Consider the following 14,684-nt stretch of genomic DNA (forward strand, 5'->3'; position numbering starts at 1 on the left):
CGGGATGGGCACGGCGTCAGCGCGGCGCGACCGCATCCGCGGCGGGCTGGGCGGTACCGGTGCCGGCCGCGCTCTGCAGCGCCTGCACGGTGTTCTTGTGCTGCGATGCTTCGCGGCGATGGCGGAAGACGGTGGGCGACATGGCCAGGATGCCGAGCGCCGCGCCGGCGATGAAAAAGGCCAGCAGCATCAGCACCAGCGGGCCGCGCAGTTCATAGCCGAGGAAAAAGTTCAGGTCGACTTCCTGCGTATTTTTCAGCGCGAAGCCGAAAAACAGGACGAACAGGATAAATCCCGCGATGGTGGAGACAAATTTCATCTGATGGGCCTGGCGGTGGGGGATGCAAAGGCGCAGTGTCGCATATCTGTACCGTTATTTCAAAATTGATGGGTGTTCGCGGGGGTTTCGTACCGCGTGGGCACGGGGCGCCCACCCTACGGACGCATGCGTTTCGGTAGGGTGGGCGCCCCGTGCCCACGCGTTCAACCCAAGCAAGATCAGCCGCGCGAACAAAAAAAAACGGCATCCGCGAGGATGCCGTTCTCTGTTGCCTGCACGTGGCAGACGACTCAGTCTTCGATAATCGGTTGCCCGACCATCGCGTCGACCCGCTCGCGCAGCTGCTTGCCGGGCTTGAAGTGGGGCACCCGTTTTTCGGGAACCATCACCTTGTCGCCCGACTTCGGGTTGCGGCCGATGCGGGGCGGGCGGCTGTTGAGTGCAAAGCTGCCGAAACCACGGATCTCGATGCGCTGCCCGGTCGCCAGGGCGTTGGTCATCGCGTCGAGAATGGTCTTGACTGCGTACTCCGCATCCTTGGCGACCAGCTGAGAATAACGCTCAGCCAGTCGGGCAATCAGCTCGGACTTGGTCATCTGTTCGCCTCAGGCAGGGGCAATTAGCCCTTGTTATCGAACTTGGCCTTCAGCAGCGCGCCCAGGCTGGTCGTGCCCGATGCGGCATTGCTGTCGCTCGAGTTCGACAGCTTGGTCATCGCTTCCTGGGTATCGACATTGTCTTTCGCCTTGATCGACAGCTGGATGCTGCGAGCCTTGCGATCGATGTTGATGACCAGGGCTTCGACCTTGTCGCCGACCTTCAGGTGGGTGCCAGCATCTTCAACGCGGTCACGGGCGATTTCCGAAGCGCGCAGGTAGCCTTCGACTTCTTCGTTCAGCGCGATGACGGCGCCTTTCGGCTCAACCGACTTGACCGTGCCGGTGACCAGGGAACCCTTGTCGTTCAGCGAAGCGAAGTTGTTGAACGGGTCGCCTTCCAGTTGCTTGACGCCCAGCGAAACACGCTCGCGCTCGACGTCGATGGCCAGCACGACGGCTTCCAGCTCGTCGCCCTTCTTGAAGCGGCGCACTGCCTCTTCGCCGGCTTCGGTCCACGACAGGTCCGACAGGTGCACCAGGCCATCGATGTTGCCTGGCAGGCCGATGAAGACGCCGAAGTCGGTGATCGACTTGATCGAACCACGGACTTTGTCGCCCTTCTTGTGGGTCATGCCGAAGTCGTCCCATGGGTTCGCTTTGCACTGCTTCATGCCCAACGAGATACGGCGACGCTCTTCGTCGATTTCCAGGACCATGACTTCGACTTCGTCGCCCAGCTGCACGACTTTGTTCGGGGCCACGTTCTTGTTGGTCCAGTCCATCTCCGACACGTGCACCAGGCCTTCGATGCCCTGCTCGACTTCGACGAACGCGCCGTAGTCGGTGAGGTTCGTGACTTTACCGAACAGGCGGGTGCTCTGTGGGTAACGACGCGACAGGCCGGTCCATGGGTCGTCGCCCAGCTGCTTGACACCCAGCGAGACGCGGTTCTTTTCCTGATCGTACTTGAGGACCTTGGCGGTGATTTCCTGGCCAACCGACAGCACTTCCGACGGGTGACGCACACGACGCCATGCCAGGTCGGTGATGTGCAGCAGGCCGTCGATGCCACCCAGGTCCACGAACGCGCCGTAGTCGGTGATGTTCTTGACGACGCCGGTAACCACGGTGCCTTCTTTCAGCGTTTCCATCAGCTTCTGGCGCTCTTCGCCCATCGATGCTTCGATGACGGCGCGGCGCGACAGGACGACGTTGTTACGCTTGCGGTCGAGCTTGATGACCTTGAATTCGAGGGTCTTGCCTTCGAACGGGGTGGTGTCCTTGACCGGACGGGTGTCGACCAGCGAACCCGGCAGGAATGCGCGGATGCCGTTGGTCAGGACGGTCAGGCCGCCTTTGACTTTACCGTTGACGGTGCCGGTGACGATCTCGCCCGACTCCATTGCTTTTTCCAGAGCCAGCCACGATGCCAGGCGCTTGGCCTTGTCGCGCGACAGGATGGTATCGCCGAAACCGTTTTCCAGCGATTCGATGGCCACGGAAACGAAGTCGCCAACTGCGACTTCCAGTTCGCCCTGGTCATTCTTGAATTCTTCGATTGGGATGAATGCTTCAGATTTCAGGCCGGCGTTGACGATCACGAAGTTGTGATCCAGACGCACGACTTCGGCGGAGATGACTTCGCCCGAGCGCATGTCTTGACGCGACAGCGACTCTTCAAACAGGGCGGCAAAGCTTTCCATACCGGAATCTTGGGTAGTTGCAGTAGACATAGGTTATTTACGAGTTAGCCAGCAGGACCGGCGATAGTGCGGTTCTGAACTGGGTCAGGTTAAAACAACACCTGCGGGGCGATACGCCACCACAGGCACCAAACAATTACAGCACGCAGTCACAACAATGTATGCCAGTGAAGCACTTGCTCCACCGCTTCATCGACCGTCATGTCCGACGTATCGAGGATGTACGCGCCTTCTGCCGCGACCAGCGGGGCGACGGTGCGATGGGTATCGCGGTCGTCGCGCGCCTGCAAATCGGCAAGCAGACCGTCCATATTAGCAGAAAACCCTTTGTCAATCAATTGCTTATATCGGCGTTGCGCACGCGCTTCGACGCTGGCCGTGAGAAACACTTTCAGGCGTGCGTTGGGGAAAATGACGGTGCCCATGTCGCGCCCGTCCGCCACCAGTCCGGGCGCCTTGCGAAAGCCCAGTTGCAGGGCGTAGAGGGCCTGGCGCACGCTCGGGAAGGCGGCGATTTTCGACGCATTGTTGCCGACATCCTCGGCCCGGATCAGCGCCCCCACCTCTTCGCCGGCGAGGAAAATGCCGCCATTGGTGAAGCTTGCCGGCAGTGCCTGCGCGAGCTCGGCCACCGCATGTTCATTGTCGAGCGCCACGCCCGCGCGCATGGCGGACAGCGCTGTCAAGCGGTAGAGCGCGCCCGAGTCGAGCAGGTGGTAGCCGAGCCGGTCGGCAACGCGCGCCGCGACCGTCCCCTTGCCGGAGGCGGTCGGGCCGTCGATTGTGATCACGGGGATATGGGAATTGGGCATTTTTTTCTAGCTCTTGGTGGACGGGTGCGCTTGTGGCGCGCCGTTAAAACAATTCGTTGCGTGCGATGCTGGCGAACGCTTCGAAGTAGTCGGGGAAGGTCTTGGCGACGCATTTCGGATCGTTGATGCGCATGGCGTTGCCGCGGCGCGCCTTGCCGTCCAGCGCGGCCAGCGAGAAGCACATCGCCATCCGGTGGTCGTCATAGGTGTCGATGGTGGCCGGCAGCAGCTCCTCGGGCGGGGTGATGCGGATGTAGTCCGCGCCCTCTTCCACGATCGCGCCGACCTTGCGCAGCTCGGTCGCCATTGCGGCGAGGCGGTCGGTTTCCTTCACGCGCCAGCTGGCGATGTTGCGCAAGGTGCTGGTGCCGTCGGCATACAGGGCGGCGACCGCAATCGTCATCGCGGCGTCGGGAATATGGTTGAAGTCGGCGTCGATCGCCTTCAGCACGCCATTCCCGCGCGCTTCGATCCAGTTCTCGCCGCGGGTCACGATCGCGCCCATGCGTTCCAGTGCGTCGGCAAAGCGCACGTCGCCCTGGATGCTGTCCTGCCCCACTCCCTCTACCCGCACCGGCCCGCCGCCGATCGCGCCGGCCGCCAGGAAATAGGAGGCCGAGGAGGCGTCGCCCTCGACGTGGATGCTGCCCGGCGACACGTACTTCTGCCCCGGCTGCACCGTGAACGAAGCCCAGCCGTTCTGCTCGACCGTCACGCCGAAGCGGCGCATCAGGTTCAGGGTGATCTCGATATAGGGCTTCGAGATCAGTTCGCCGACGACGTCGATCGTCACCGCGTGGCCGCGCGCCATCAGCGGCGCGGACATCAATAGCGCGGTGAGGAACTGGCTCGACACATTGCCGCGCACCGACATGCGGTTTGCATGGATGTGGCCGCGGCGAATGCGTAGCGGCGGAAAGCCTTGTTCCCCGGTGTATTCGATTTGCGCGCCGATCTCGTTCAAGGCGTCGACCAGGTCGCCGATCGGACGCTCGTGCATGCGCGAGACGCCGTGGAGGGTGTAGTCGCCGCCGATCACGGCCAGCGCCGCGGTCAGCGGACGGATCGCGGTGCCGGCATTGCCCATGAACAGGTCGGCTTCAGGGTTCGGCAGCACGCCGCCATTGCCTTGCACTTTGATGGTGCGCTCGTCGATTTCTTCCCATTGGACACCGAGCGAGCGCAGCGCGCCCAGCATGACCATCGTGTCGTCGGAAGCCAGCAAGTCGTGGATCGTGGTGTCGCCTTCGCTGAGGGCGGCGAGCAGGAGCGTGCGGTTCGAAATGCTTTTCGAGCCCGGCAGGCGCACCGTACCCGCGACATGCATCACGGGCTCGAGGTCGATGTGCTGCGGATAGTGTTTCAACTGCGGTTTTTGCTGCGTCATTCGGGTTCCTGGTTCTTTGGCGGCGCGGGCTCGGCCGTTTCGATGGCCTCGCTCCAGGCGCGGCGGGCGCGCTGCGCATTCGTGTAGATGAGCTCCAGGCCGGCGCCGTCGTGGGTGGCGAGGTGCCCGCGCAATACGGTCAATTGTGCCAGATATGCATCGAGCTCGGTGAGCAGCGCATCGCGATTGGCCAGGCTGATGTCGCGCCACATTTCGGGAGACGAGCCGGCAATCCGGGTGAAGTCGCGAAAGCCGCTGGCGGCGTACTGGAACAGCTGGTCGGCATGCGGCTTCCTGGCGATGTCGTCGACCAGCGCAAAGGCGAGCAGGTGCGGCAAGTGGCTGACCGCCGCGAACACGCGGTCGTGCTGCGCCGGCGTGAGCGTGTGGATGATGGCCCCGCACAGGCGCCAGGCGGCGACGACCAGGCCGACGTCGCCGGCTGCGTTTTCCGGCAGCGGCGTGATGACGGTTTTCTTGCCCTGGTAGAGCTCGGCCAGCGCGGCATCCGGACCATTCGATTCGCGTCCGGCGATCGGGTGCGCCGGTACGAACTGTTTGACCTTGTCGCCCAGCGCGGCCCTGGCGGCAGCGACGACATCGGACTTGGTGCTGCCGGCATCGGTAATCACGGTGCCGATGTCCAGGTAGGGCAACAATGAGCTCAGGATCGGCCCCGTTTGCGCAACCGGTGCGGCCAGCAGCACGAGGTCCGCGCCGGCCATGGCTTCTTCAGCGGAGTCGGTGATGCTGTCGACGATGCCCAGTTCCAGCGCGCGCCCCAGTGCTTCTTTTGAACGTCCCATGCCGACGACCTGGCGCGCGGCGCCTGCCTTTTTCAGGGCCAGCGCGAACGACCCGCCGATCAGCCCGACGCCGACGACGACGACCTTGCCCAGCATTTAAACTCCCGCGTTCGCGAAGGCCTTCTTCAGCGCCTCGATGAAGGTCGCGTTCTCCTGCGGCAGGCCGATCGAGATGCGCAGCCACTGCGGCAAGCCGTAGGCGCCGACCGGACGCACGATCACGCCCTGCTTCAGCAAGGCCAGGTTGACGCGCGCGCCGGCCTGGTCGTCGTCGCCCACGCGTACCAGCACGAAGTTGCCGAACGACGGCACGTATTCCAGGCCCAGTTCATCGAAGGCGGCGGTCAGCTGCTTGTAGCCTTGCGCATTGTTCTCGGCGCCCTTTTGCAGGAATTCCTTGTCGTTCAGCGCGGCGATCGCTGCCGCCTGGGCCAGCGAATTGACGTTGAAGGGCTGGCGGATGCGGTTCATCAGGTCGGTGGCGTCCGGCTGGGCGATGGCGAATCCCACCCGCAGGCCGGCCAGGCCGTAAGCCTTCGAGAAGGTGCGCGAGACGATCAGGTTCGGGTACTTGCGCACCCAGTCGGCGGACTCGAACTGGTGTTCGGACGCCAGGTATTCGTTATAGGCTTCGTCGAGCACGACGACGACGTTGCCCGGGACCTGCTTCAGGAAAGCCTCGATCTCGTCGGCTTTGACAAAGGTGCCGGTCGGGTTGTTCGGGTTCGCCACGAACACCAGGCGCGTGTCTTCTTCGATCGCGGCCGCCATCGCCTGCAGGTCGTGGCCATAGTTCACGGCCGGGACGACGATCGCGCGTCCACCCACGCCTTGCGTGGCCAGCGCGTACACGGCGAACGAATACTGCGCGAACACGACCGACTCGCCCTTTTGCACGAAGGCGTGGGCGGCGATTTCGAGGATGTCGTTGCTGCCGTTGCCCAGCGTGATCCAGTCGGCCGGCACGTCGTAGCGCGCGGCCAGCGCTGCCTTCAGTTCAAAACCGTTGGCGTCCGGGTAGCGGCCCAGGTCGGCGGCGGCTTGCGCCATCGCGGCCTTGCTCGACTCGGGCACGCCGAACGGGTTTTCGTTGGAGGCGAGTTTGACGATGCTCGCTTCGTCGAGGCCGAACTCGCGGGCGACTTCAGCGATGGGTTTGCCGGCCTGGTAAGGGGCGATGGCGCGGACGTATTCTGGACCGAATTTCGACATGGGGTTTTCTCGACTAAAAATTAGAGACCGACCGGGTAGGAACCCAGCAGCTTGAAAAAGGCGGCGTTGGTGTGCAGTTCGTCGAGCGCGCGCGCGACCGGTGCGTCGAGGCGGTGGCCTTCGACGTCGACATAGAAGTAATACTCCCAGGTGCCGATGCGCGCCGGGCGCGACTCGAAGCGCGTCATCGACACGCCGTGCGTGGCCAGGGGCGCCAGCAGTTTATAGACGGCGCCGGCGATGTTCGGCACGGCCAGCACCAGCGAGGTGCGGTCGCGGCCCGACGGGTTGGTCTGCAGGCTGCCGATGACGGCAAAGCGCGTGCGGTTGTGCGGGTCGTCCTGGATGTGGCCCTGCACCACGCCCAGTTGATACTGTTCGCCGGCCATCTCGCTGGCGATCGCAGCCACCGTCGGGTCCTGGCTCGCCATGACGGCCGCTTCCGCATTCGATGCGACGGCGCGGCGCGCGACGTTCGGGTGGTGCAGGTTCAGCCACACCTGGCACTGGGCCAACGCCTGCGAATGAGCGCAGACGACGGTGACGCCGTCCATGCTGCCGGTCTTCGTCATCAGGCTGTGGTGGACGGGAATCGAGACTTCGCCGCTGATCGCGGTGGTCGTCGCCAGCATCAGGTCGAGCGTGCGGTTGATCGCGCCTTCCGACGAGTTCTCGACCGGGACGACGCCGAAGTCGGCGGTGCCGGCTTCCGTCGCGCGGAACACTTCGTCGATCGAGGCGCAGGGCAGGCCTTCCACCGCGTGGCCGAAATGCTGGTACACGGCCTGCTCGCTGAAGGTGCCGGCCGGGCCGAGGTAGGCGACGGTGACGCGTTTCTCAAGCGCGCGGCAGGCGGACATCACTTCGCGGAAGATGGTTTGCACGTCCCCGTTTTTCAGGGGGCCGGGATTGCGCTCGGCGACCCCGCGCAGCACCTGCGCTTCGCGCTCGGGGCGGAACACGGGGGCGTCGGTTTCGGCTTTGACGTGGCCGACTTCCTGGGCGATGCGGCCGCGGCGGCTCAGGAGGTCGAGGATTTGGGCGTCGATCGCATCGATCTGTTGGCGCAGGGGGGTGAGTTTGTCTGTCATGTTGTGCTTGCTAAATTTTGTTGGCATTTGCGAAACGTAGGGTGGGCACTTGTGCCCACGCGTTCACCGTTCGATCGGTTGCGGCTCATCCGGCGACGCCCGTCCAGCATGATCACGCGGTCGTGGCGTGCGCGGACGCGATGGTGGAATGCACCGGCACGAACGCGTGGGCTCGGGAGCCCACCCTACGGTGCACCACCGATCCGGGTACATCACACCGATGGGTGCACAACCGCCGCGGGTTCGTGCACGACCGCTGCGGACGGTTCTACCGCCCCGCAAACTCGTTCAAATAATCGACCAGGGCCTGCACCCCTTCGATCGGCATCGCATTGTAAATGGATGCCCGCATGCCCCCGACGGACTTGTGGCCCTTCAGCTGCAGCAGCCCGCGCGCCTTCGCGCCGGCCAGGAATTGTTCATTCAGTGATTCGTCGCGCAAATAGAACGGGATATTCATGCGGGAGCGGCATGATTTCTCGACGCGGTTGCTATAAAAATCGTCACGGTCCAGCGCCTCGTACAGCAGGCGCGCCTTCTCGATATTACGCGCTTCCATCGCCGCCACGCCACCCTGCGCTTTCAGGTGGGCAAACACGAGGCCGGCGATATAGATCGCATAGGTCGGCGGCGTATTGAACATCGACTCGTGCTCGGCCACGTTCTTCCAGTGGAAGGCCGACGGGCAGGTCGGCAGCGCGTAGTCCAGCAGGTCCTCGCGCACGATCACCAGCGTCAGCCCGGCCGGCCCGATGTTCTTCTGGGCGCCGGCGAAGATCACGCCGTATTTTGACACGTCGATGACGCGCGACAGGATGTGCGAGGACATGTCCGCCACCAGCGGCACGCCGTCCAGTGGCTGCGGCACGAAATTGTATTCGACGCCGTCGATGGTTTCATTGGTGCAGACGTGCAGGTAGGCCGCGCCGTCCGTCAGCTTCCACGCATCCTGCGGCGGCACGCAGGTGAAGCCCTCGGCCTGGCTCGAGGCAGCGACGTTGACGTTGGCATAGCGTGCCGCTTCCTTGATCGACTTGCCCGACCACGAACCGGTGTGGACGAAGTCGATCGTCGCCGGCGCGCGCACACGGTTCAACAGGTTCAAGGGAATGACGGCGTTCTGGCCCAGCCCCCCGCCCTGCATGAACAGGATTTTATAGTTGGCCGGCACCGCCAGCAGCTCGCGCAGGTCGGCTTCGGCCTGTTTATAAATCGAGATGAATTCCGGCCCGCGATGGCTCATCTCCATCACCGACATGCCGCTGCCGTGCCAGTCGAGCATCTCGCTGGCGGCCTGCTGCAGGACCTCCTTGGGGAGGACGGCGGGTCCTGCTGAAAAGTTGAATACCTGGGTCATGCGATGAAGGGAAAGCGGAAGTGTTCCATTGTACGAAAAAAAACGCCACCCCGAAGGAGTGGCGTTCATTGGCTTATTCCGGCGCCGCTTCGAGCTCGACCTCTTCCAGGTCGGTCTCGACGATGCGCTGCAGCCCGGACAGCTTGGTGCCGTCTTCCACCGCAATCAGGGTCACGCCCTGGGTGGCACGGCCCATCTCGCGGATCTCGGACACGCGGGTGCGGATCAGCACGCCGCCGGTCGTGATCAGCATGATCTCGTCGCTGACGTCGACCAGGGTCGCGGCCACCACTTTACCGTTACGCTCGGACTGCTGGATCGCGATCATGCCCTTGGTGCCGCGGCCGTGGCGGGTGTACTCCGTGATCGGGGTACGCTTGCCGAAGCCGTTCTCGGTTGCCGTCAGCACCGACTGCTGCTCGTTCTCGGCCACCAGCAGCGCGATCACGCTCTGGCCGTCTTCCAGGTTCATGCCGCGCACGCCGCGCGCCAGACGGCCCATCGGACGCACGTCGTTCTCGTCGAAGCGCACCGCCTTGCCGCCGTCCGAGAACAGCATCACGTCGTGCTGGCCGTCGGTCAGCGCGGCGCCGATCAGGAAGTCGCCCGGGTCCAGGTCGACCGCAATGATGCCGGCCTTGCGCACATTGCTGAAGTCCTTCAGCGGCGTCTTCTTGACGGTGCCGAGCGAGGTCGACATGAAGACGTAATGGTCTTCCGGGAAGCTGCGGTTTTCGCCCGACAGCGGCAGGATGACCGTGATCTTCTCGTTGTCCTGCAGCGGGAACATGTTGACGATTGGCTTACCGCGCGAATTGCGCGAACCCTGCGGCACTTCCCACACCTTCAGCCAGTACATGCGGCCGCGGTTCGAGAAGCACAGCATGTAGTCGTGGGTGTTGGCGATGAAGAGCTGGTCGATCCAGTCTTCGTCTTTCGTCGCCATCGCCTGCTTGCCGCGGCCGCCGCGCTTTTGCGCGCGGTATTCGGCGATCGGCTGCGACTTCATGTAGCCGGTGTGCGACAGGGTCACGACCATGTCCTGCGGGGTGATCAGGTCTTCGGTGTCAAGGTCGCTGGCGTTGTGCTCGATGGCCGAACGGCGCGTGTCCTTGCCGTTGTCCGCGTAGTCGCTCTTGATCTGCACCATCTCGTCGCTGATGATGGTCGTCACGCGTTCCGGACGCGACAGGATGTCGAGCAGGTCGGCGATGTGCGACATCACTTCCTTGTACTCGTTGACGATCTTGTCCTGCTCCAGTCCCGTCAGGCGCTGCAGGCGCATCTGCAGGATTTCCTGGGCCTGCTCGTCCGACAGCTTGTACAGGCCGTCCTGCTGCATGCCGTAGTGCTTCGGCAGGTGCTCGGGGCGGAAGGCCTCGATGCCGCCGATGGTGCTGCCTTCGGCGGTACGCAGCAGCATCTCGCGCACCAGGGACGAATCCCAGGCGCGCTGCATCAGTTCCGTCTTCGCGACCGGCGGCGTTGGCGCGGCCTTGATGATGGCGATGAAGTCGTCGATGTTCGCCAGCGCGACGGCCAGGCCTTCGAGCATGTGGCCGCGCTCGCGCGCCTTGCGCAGTTCGAACACGGTACGGCGCGTGACGACTTCGCGGCGGTGCGACAGGAAGCACTCGAGCATCTGCTTGAGGTTCAGCAGCTTCGGCTGGCCGTTGACCAGCGCGACCATGTTCATGCCGAAGGTGTCCTGCAATTGCGTCTGCTTGTACAGGTTGTTCAACACCACTTCCGGCACTTCGCCACGCTTCAGTTCGATAACCACGCGCATGCCCGACTTGTCGGACTCGTCGCGGATGTCGCTGATGCCTTCCAGCTTCTTGTCGCGCACGTTCTCGGCGATACGCTCGAGCAGCGACTTTTTATTTACCTGGTACGGCAGCTCGTCGATGATGATCGCGATGCGGCCGCCATCCTTGCCATACTCTTCGAAGTGGGTCTTGGCGCGCATCACGACGCGGCCACGGCCGGTGCGATAGCCGTCGCGCACGCCCGAGACGCCATAGATGATGCCGGCGGTCGGGAAGTCCGGCGCCGGGATCAGTTCGATCAGCTCGTCGATCGTGCAGTCCGGGTTGCGCAGCAGGTGCTGGGCGCCGTTGATGACTTCCGACAGGTTGTGCGGCGGGATGTTGGTCGCCATGCCGACCGCGATGCCGGACGAGCCGTTGATCAGCAGGTTCGGGATCTTGGTCGGCAGGACGGTCGGCTCTTTTTCCTTGCCGTCATAGTTCGGCTGGAAGTCGACCGTGTCCTTGTCGATATCGGCCAGCAATTCGCTGGCGATCTTGTCGAGGCGGCACTCGGTATAACGCATTGCCGCGGCGCTGTCGCCGTCGATCGAGCCGAAATTGCCCTGGCCGTCGACGAGCGTGTAGCGCAGCGAGAAATCCTGGGCCATCCGGACCAGCGTGTCGTAGATCGACGAGTCGCCGTGCGGGTGGTACTTACCCATGGTGTCGCCGACCACGCGCGCGCACTTGACGTACGGACGGTTGTAGTTGTAGTTACTCTCGTGCATCGAGAACAGGACGCGGCGGTGCACCGGTTTCAGGCCATCGCGCACATCCGGCAGCGCACGGCCCACGATCACGCTCATGGCGTAATCGAGATAGCTCTTGCGCATCTCTTCTTCGAGGGAAATGGGGACTGTTTCTTTTGCGAATTGATCCATTGGGCGGGTCGACTGCTTTCAGGCTAATGGTTATGAGTTCCAACGGATGATTCTACCATGCACCTATACAGCGGGCGACATTTGCCGACACGGCAACATCCCCTGATTTTCTGCCTGTTTATTGAGTTGACACATGCAGGTCATAAACATTCGTCAAGATAGCGTGCTCTACCGTAGGATTGTTGCGCAGAAACAACACGGCAAATTCCATGCACCACGATTGAGCAGGCGCAGATCGTACGACTATGGCGAATGTGGCAAAATGGTCCAGAAGTTAATTGCTTGTTTCACAATGCGAAACGAACACGGCGGCAAATGGTGTTATTATTCTGCCTACGTTGTCGTGAATGGTTAAAGTTTCGCAGCGATAAGATTTAAAACCCGAAAGGATCAAAAAATATGAAAAAGATTGCAACCCTCATGCTCGCGGCTTCGGCAGCGATGGCTGGCAGTGCGTTCGCACAGAGCGCACCTCCGTATGCTCCGCTGACCACCGACATCCAGGCGAACAAGCCGTACAGCGCGTACGTCCAGGACAGCCGCGGCGTGATCGCGCGCGATCCTTTCGGCCTGTGCTGGCGTACCGGCTACTGGACCCCGGCCGATGCGGTCCCTGGCTGCGACGCGCCACTGTGCGTACCGCCTGAAAAGCTCGAAAACGGCAAGTGCGTGGCCCCACCGCCACCACCGGTCGAAGCCGCACCAGCGCCTGCTCCGGCCCCGGCCCCTGCGGCAGCTCCGGTCCCGACCTCGGAAAAGGTGAGCTACTCGGCTGACGCCTTCTTCGATTTCGACAAGGCCGTCCTGAAGCCAGAAGGCAAGAAGTCGCTCGACGAGCTGACCTCGAAGCTGGGCGACATGAACCTGGAAGTCATCATCGCCGTCGGCCACACCGACTCGATCGGCACCGATGCCTACAACCAGAAGCTGTCGATCCGCCGCGCCGAATCGGTCAAGGCTTACCTGCAGACCAAAGGCATCGACGCCAACCGCGTCTACACCGAAGGCAAGGGCGAGAAGCAGCCGGTTGCTGACAACAAGAGCTCGGCTGGCCGCGCGAAAAACCGCCGCGTCGAGATCGAAGTCGTCGGTACCCGTACCCGCCAGCAGTAATCTGGTGTGAGGGTCGAAGAACCCCGCTGCGGCGGGGTTTTTTTTCGTCCCTACGCGCGGGCGCCCTCTTTTGTCCGTCGCAGCCCAATATTTCCCGCTATTATTCCGACCTATGACTACGAACGCCGACCCAATCGAAATCAATAAATTCAGCGAGCTGGCCCATCGCTGGTGGGACCCCACCTCCGAGTTCCGCCCGCTGCACGAAATCAACCCATTGCGCCTGGAGTGGATCAACGCCCGCGCGCCATTAGCCGGCAAGAACGTGATCGACATCGGCTGCGGCGGCGGCGTGCTGTCCGAATCGATGGCGCGCAAGGGCGCCAAAGTCACCGGCATCGACCTGTCGAAGAAGGCCCTGAAGGTCGCCGACCTGCACGGACTGGAGTCGGGCGTCGACGTCCGTTACAAGCTGATTGCCGCCGAAGACATGGCGGCTGAAGAACCGGGCCAGTTCGACGTCGTCACCTGCATGGAGATGCTCGAACACGTGCCGGACCCTGCTTCGATCGTGCGCGCGGCCGCAGCCCTGGTAAAACCGGGCGGCCACCTGTTCTTCTCGACCATCAACCGCAACATGAAGGCCTACATGCTGGCCGTGGTCGGCGCCGAGTACGTGCTGCGCATGCTGCCGCGCGGCACCCACGACTACGGCAAATTCATCACGCCGGCCGAACTGTCGCAATACATGCGCACCGCTGGCCTGCAGGTCGAAGGCATGAAGGGCCTGACCTACAACCCGCTGACCAAGATCTACTCGCTCAACAACGACACCGATGTGAACTACATGGTGGCCTGTACCAAGCCTGTCTGACCAAGCCCCTTTTTGACGCTTTCGATTCGATGACCTCCCCTGCTTTGACCACGGCACCGCGTGCCGTCCTGTTCGACCTCGACGGCACGCTGGCCGATACCGCGCCCGACCTCGCCGCCGCCGTCAACTGGCTGCGTACCGAGCGCGGCCTCGCGCCCACGCCCTACAGCGTGCTGCGCCCGACCGCCTCGGCCGGCGCGCGCGGCATGATCGGCGCCGCCTTCGGCCTGGCGCCGGGCGACGACGGCTACGAAGAATTGCGCCTCCAGTGGTTCGACCGCTACCAGTCGAACATGGCCGTCGAGAGCGGGCTGTTCGAGGGCATCGATGCACTCCTGCAGGGCATCGAAGAGGCCGGCATGGCCTGGGGCGTCGTCACCAACAAGCCGGCCCGCTTCACCGATCCGCTGATTCCGCAGATCGGCCTGGCGCACGCGCGCTGCATCGTCTCGGGCGACACCACGCCGCACGCCAAGCCGCACCCGGAACCGCTGCTGGAAGGCGCGCGCCGGCTGGACATTTCTCCGCGCGATTGCTGGTATGTCGGCGACGACCTGCGCGACATCGAAGCGGGCCGTGCGGCCGGCATGCCGACCGTCGCTTGCGCCTGGGGCTATTGCGGCGCGATCGAGCCATCGCGCTGGGGCGCCGACTTCCTCTGCGCCACGCCGCTCGACTTGCTGGAGCTGCTGCGCAGCGTCGCCATCGCACGGGTGTGAACCACCGTCTTGCAGTTACATCTCGCTGTTACATTCGTTAACGACTGAAACGGGTTTCTGTCTACCGTGTAACTGTTGTGAGCCGTAATCTGCATCCAT

Annotated in this window: 13 protein-coding genes; 3 read left to right on the forward strand and 10 right to left on the reverse strand. The window is 63.2% G+C overall.

Features of this window, described 5'->3' with window-relative positions; genetic code table 11:
* Positions 1–16 precede the first annotated feature (16 nt).
* From AC1MEM_RS21560 to gyrA, 10 genes are all read right to left on the reverse strand, one after another.
* Complete coding sequence (locus tag AC1MEM_RS21560) at positions 17–319, reverse strand: LapA family protein (protein ID WP_499474034.1); 303 nt, start codon at positions 317–319, stop codon at positions 17–19.
* 251 nt (positions 320–570) lie between these two features.
* Positions 571–876 carry an integration host factor subunit beta gene (locus tag AC1MEM_RS21565; protein ID WP_056344442.1) on the reverse strand — a complete coding sequence of 102 codons (306 nt, stop codon included), beginning with the start codon at positions 874–876 and terminating at the stop codon, positions 571–573.
* 23 nt (positions 877–899) lie between these two features.
* Positions 900–2,582 carry a 30S ribosomal protein S1 gene (gene rpsA / locus AC1MEM_RS21570; RefSeq protein WP_499474036.1) on the reverse strand — a complete coding sequence of 561 codons (1,683 nt, stop codon included), beginning with the start codon at positions 2,580–2,582 and terminating at the stop codon, positions 900–902.
* Positions 2,583–2,731: 149 nt separating this feature from the next.
* Positions 2,732–3,394, reverse strand: a complete 663-nt coding sequence (gene cmk, locus AC1MEM_RS21575) for a (d)CMP kinase (protein ID WP_499474038.1) — start codon at positions 3,392–3,394, stop codon at positions 2,732–2,734.
* A 43-nt stretch (positions 3,395–3,437) separates the two neighbouring features.
* Entirely contained in the window at positions 3,438–4,781 is a 1,344-nt protein-coding gene (gene aroA, locus AC1MEM_RS21580) for a 3-phosphoshikimate 1-carboxyvinyltransferase (RefSeq protein WP_499474040.1), read from the reverse strand.
* Positions 4,778–5,683 carry a prephenate dehydrogenase gene (locus AC1MEM_RS21585; RefSeq protein ID WP_499474042.1) on the reverse strand — a complete coding sequence of 302 codons (906 nt, stop codon included), beginning with the start codon at positions 5,681–5,683 and terminating at the stop codon, positions 4,778–4,780. Before AC1MEM_RS21585 ends, aroA begins: the two co-directional genes overlap by 4 nt.
* Positions 5,684–6,799 carry a histidinol-phosphate transaminase gene (gene hisC, locus AC1MEM_RS21590; RefSeq protein WP_499474044.1) on the reverse strand — a complete coding sequence of 372 codons (1,116 nt, stop codon included), beginning with the start codon at positions 6,797–6,799 and terminating at the stop codon, positions 5,684–5,686. It lies immediately after the preceding gene.
* A gap of 20 nt (positions 6,800–6,819) precedes the next feature.
* The gene (gene pheA, locus AC1MEM_RS21595; protein ID WP_499474046.1) at positions 6,820–7,890 is read right to left on the reverse strand and encodes a prephenate dehydratase; all 1,071 of its coding nucleotides are present in this window, start codon (positions 7,888–7,890) and stop codon (positions 6,820–6,822) included.
* 268 nt (positions 7,891–8,158) lie between these two features.
* Complete coding sequence (serC, locus tag AC1MEM_RS21600) at positions 8,159–9,247, reverse strand: 3-phosphoserine/phosphohydroxythreonine transaminase (protein ID WP_499474048.1); 1,089 nt, start codon at positions 9,245–9,247, stop codon at positions 8,159–8,161.
* 73 nt (positions 9,248–9,320) lie between these two features.
* Positions 9,321–11,939, reverse strand: coding sequence for a DNA gyrase subunit A (gyrA, locus tag AC1MEM_RS21605; RefSeq protein ID WP_499474050.1), 2,619 nt, complete (start codon positions 11,937–11,939; stop codon positions 9,321–9,323).
* A gap of 399 nt (positions 11,940–12,338) precedes the next feature.
* Here gyrA and ompA point away from each other — a divergent pair, with 399 nt between their 5' ends.
* The 3 genes from ompA (at position 12,339) to AC1MEM_RS21620 (ending at position 14,585) form a co-directional block, all read left to right on the forward strand.
* Positions 12,339–13,052: an outer membrane protein OmpA gene (gene ompA / locus AC1MEM_RS21610; RefSeq protein WP_499474052.1), complete on the forward strand. Its 714-nt coding sequence runs from the start codon at positions 12,339–12,341 to the stop codon at positions 13,050–13,052.
* A 112-nt stretch (positions 13,053–13,164) separates the two neighbouring features.
* Complete coding sequence (ubiG, locus tag AC1MEM_RS21615; RefSeq protein WP_499474054.1) at positions 13,165–13,866, forward strand: bifunctional 2-polyprenyl-6-hydroxyphenol methylase/3-demethylubiquinol 3-O-methyltransferase UbiG; 702 nt, start codon at positions 13,165–13,167, stop codon at positions 13,864–13,866.
* Between the two features lie 29 nt (positions 13,867–13,895).
* Complete coding sequence (locus tag AC1MEM_RS21620) at positions 13,896–14,585, forward strand: HAD family hydrolase (RefSeq protein WP_499474056.1); 690 nt, start codon at positions 13,896–13,898, stop codon at positions 14,583–14,585.
* Positions 14,586–14,684 lie beyond the last annotated feature (99 nt).

This window comes from Telluria sp. AIW5, assembly GCF_056680575.1.

Coding starts and splice junctions, on each gene's coding strand:
- AC1MEM_RS21560 (WP_499474034.1), bottom strand. CDS start 319: ATGAAATTTGTCTCCACCATCGCGGGATTTATCCTGTTCGTCCTGTTT.
- AC1MEM_RS21565 (WP_056344442.1), bottom strand. CDS start 876: ATGACCAAGTCCGAGCTGATTGCCCGACTGGCTGAGCGTTATTCTCAG.
- rpsA (WP_499474036.1), bottom strand. CDS start 2,582: ATGGAAAGCTTTGCCGCCCTGTTTGAAGAGTCGCTGTCGCGTCAAGAC.
- cmk (WP_499474038.1), bottom strand. CDS start 3,394: ATGCCCAATTCCCATATCCCCGTGATCACAATCGACGGCCCGACCGCC.
- aroA (WP_499474040.1), bottom strand. CDS start 4,781: ATGACGCAGCAAAAACCGCAGTTGAAACACTATCCGCAGCACATCGAC.
- AC1MEM_RS21585 (WP_499474042.1), bottom strand. CDS start 5,683: ATGCTGGGCAAGGTCGTCGTCGTCGGCGTCGGGCTGATCGGCGGGTCG.
- hisC (WP_499474044.1), bottom strand. CDS start 6,799: ATGTCGAAATTCGGTCCAGAATACGTCCGCGCCATCGCCCCTTACCAG.
- pheA (WP_499474046.1), bottom strand. CDS start 7,890: ATGACAGACAAACTCACCCCCCTGCGCCAACAGATCGATGCGATCGAC.
- serC (WP_499474048.1), bottom strand. CDS start 9,247: ATGACCCAGGTATTCAACTTTTCAGCAGGACCCGCCGTCCTCCCCAAG.
- gyrA (WP_499474050.1), bottom strand. CDS start 11,939: ATGGATCAATTCGCAAAAGAAACAGTCCCCATTTCCCTCGAAGAAGAG.
- ompA (WP_499474052.1), top strand. CDS start 12,339: ATGAAAAAGATTGCAACCCTCATGCTCGCGGCTTCGGCAGCGATGGCT.
- ubiG (WP_499474054.1), top strand. CDS start 13,165: ATGACTACGAACGCCGACCCAATCGAAATCAATAAATTCAGCGAGCTG.
- AC1MEM_RS21620 (WP_499474056.1), top strand. CDS start 13,896: ATGACCTCCCCTGCTTTGACCACGGCACCGCGTGCCGTCCTGTTCGAC.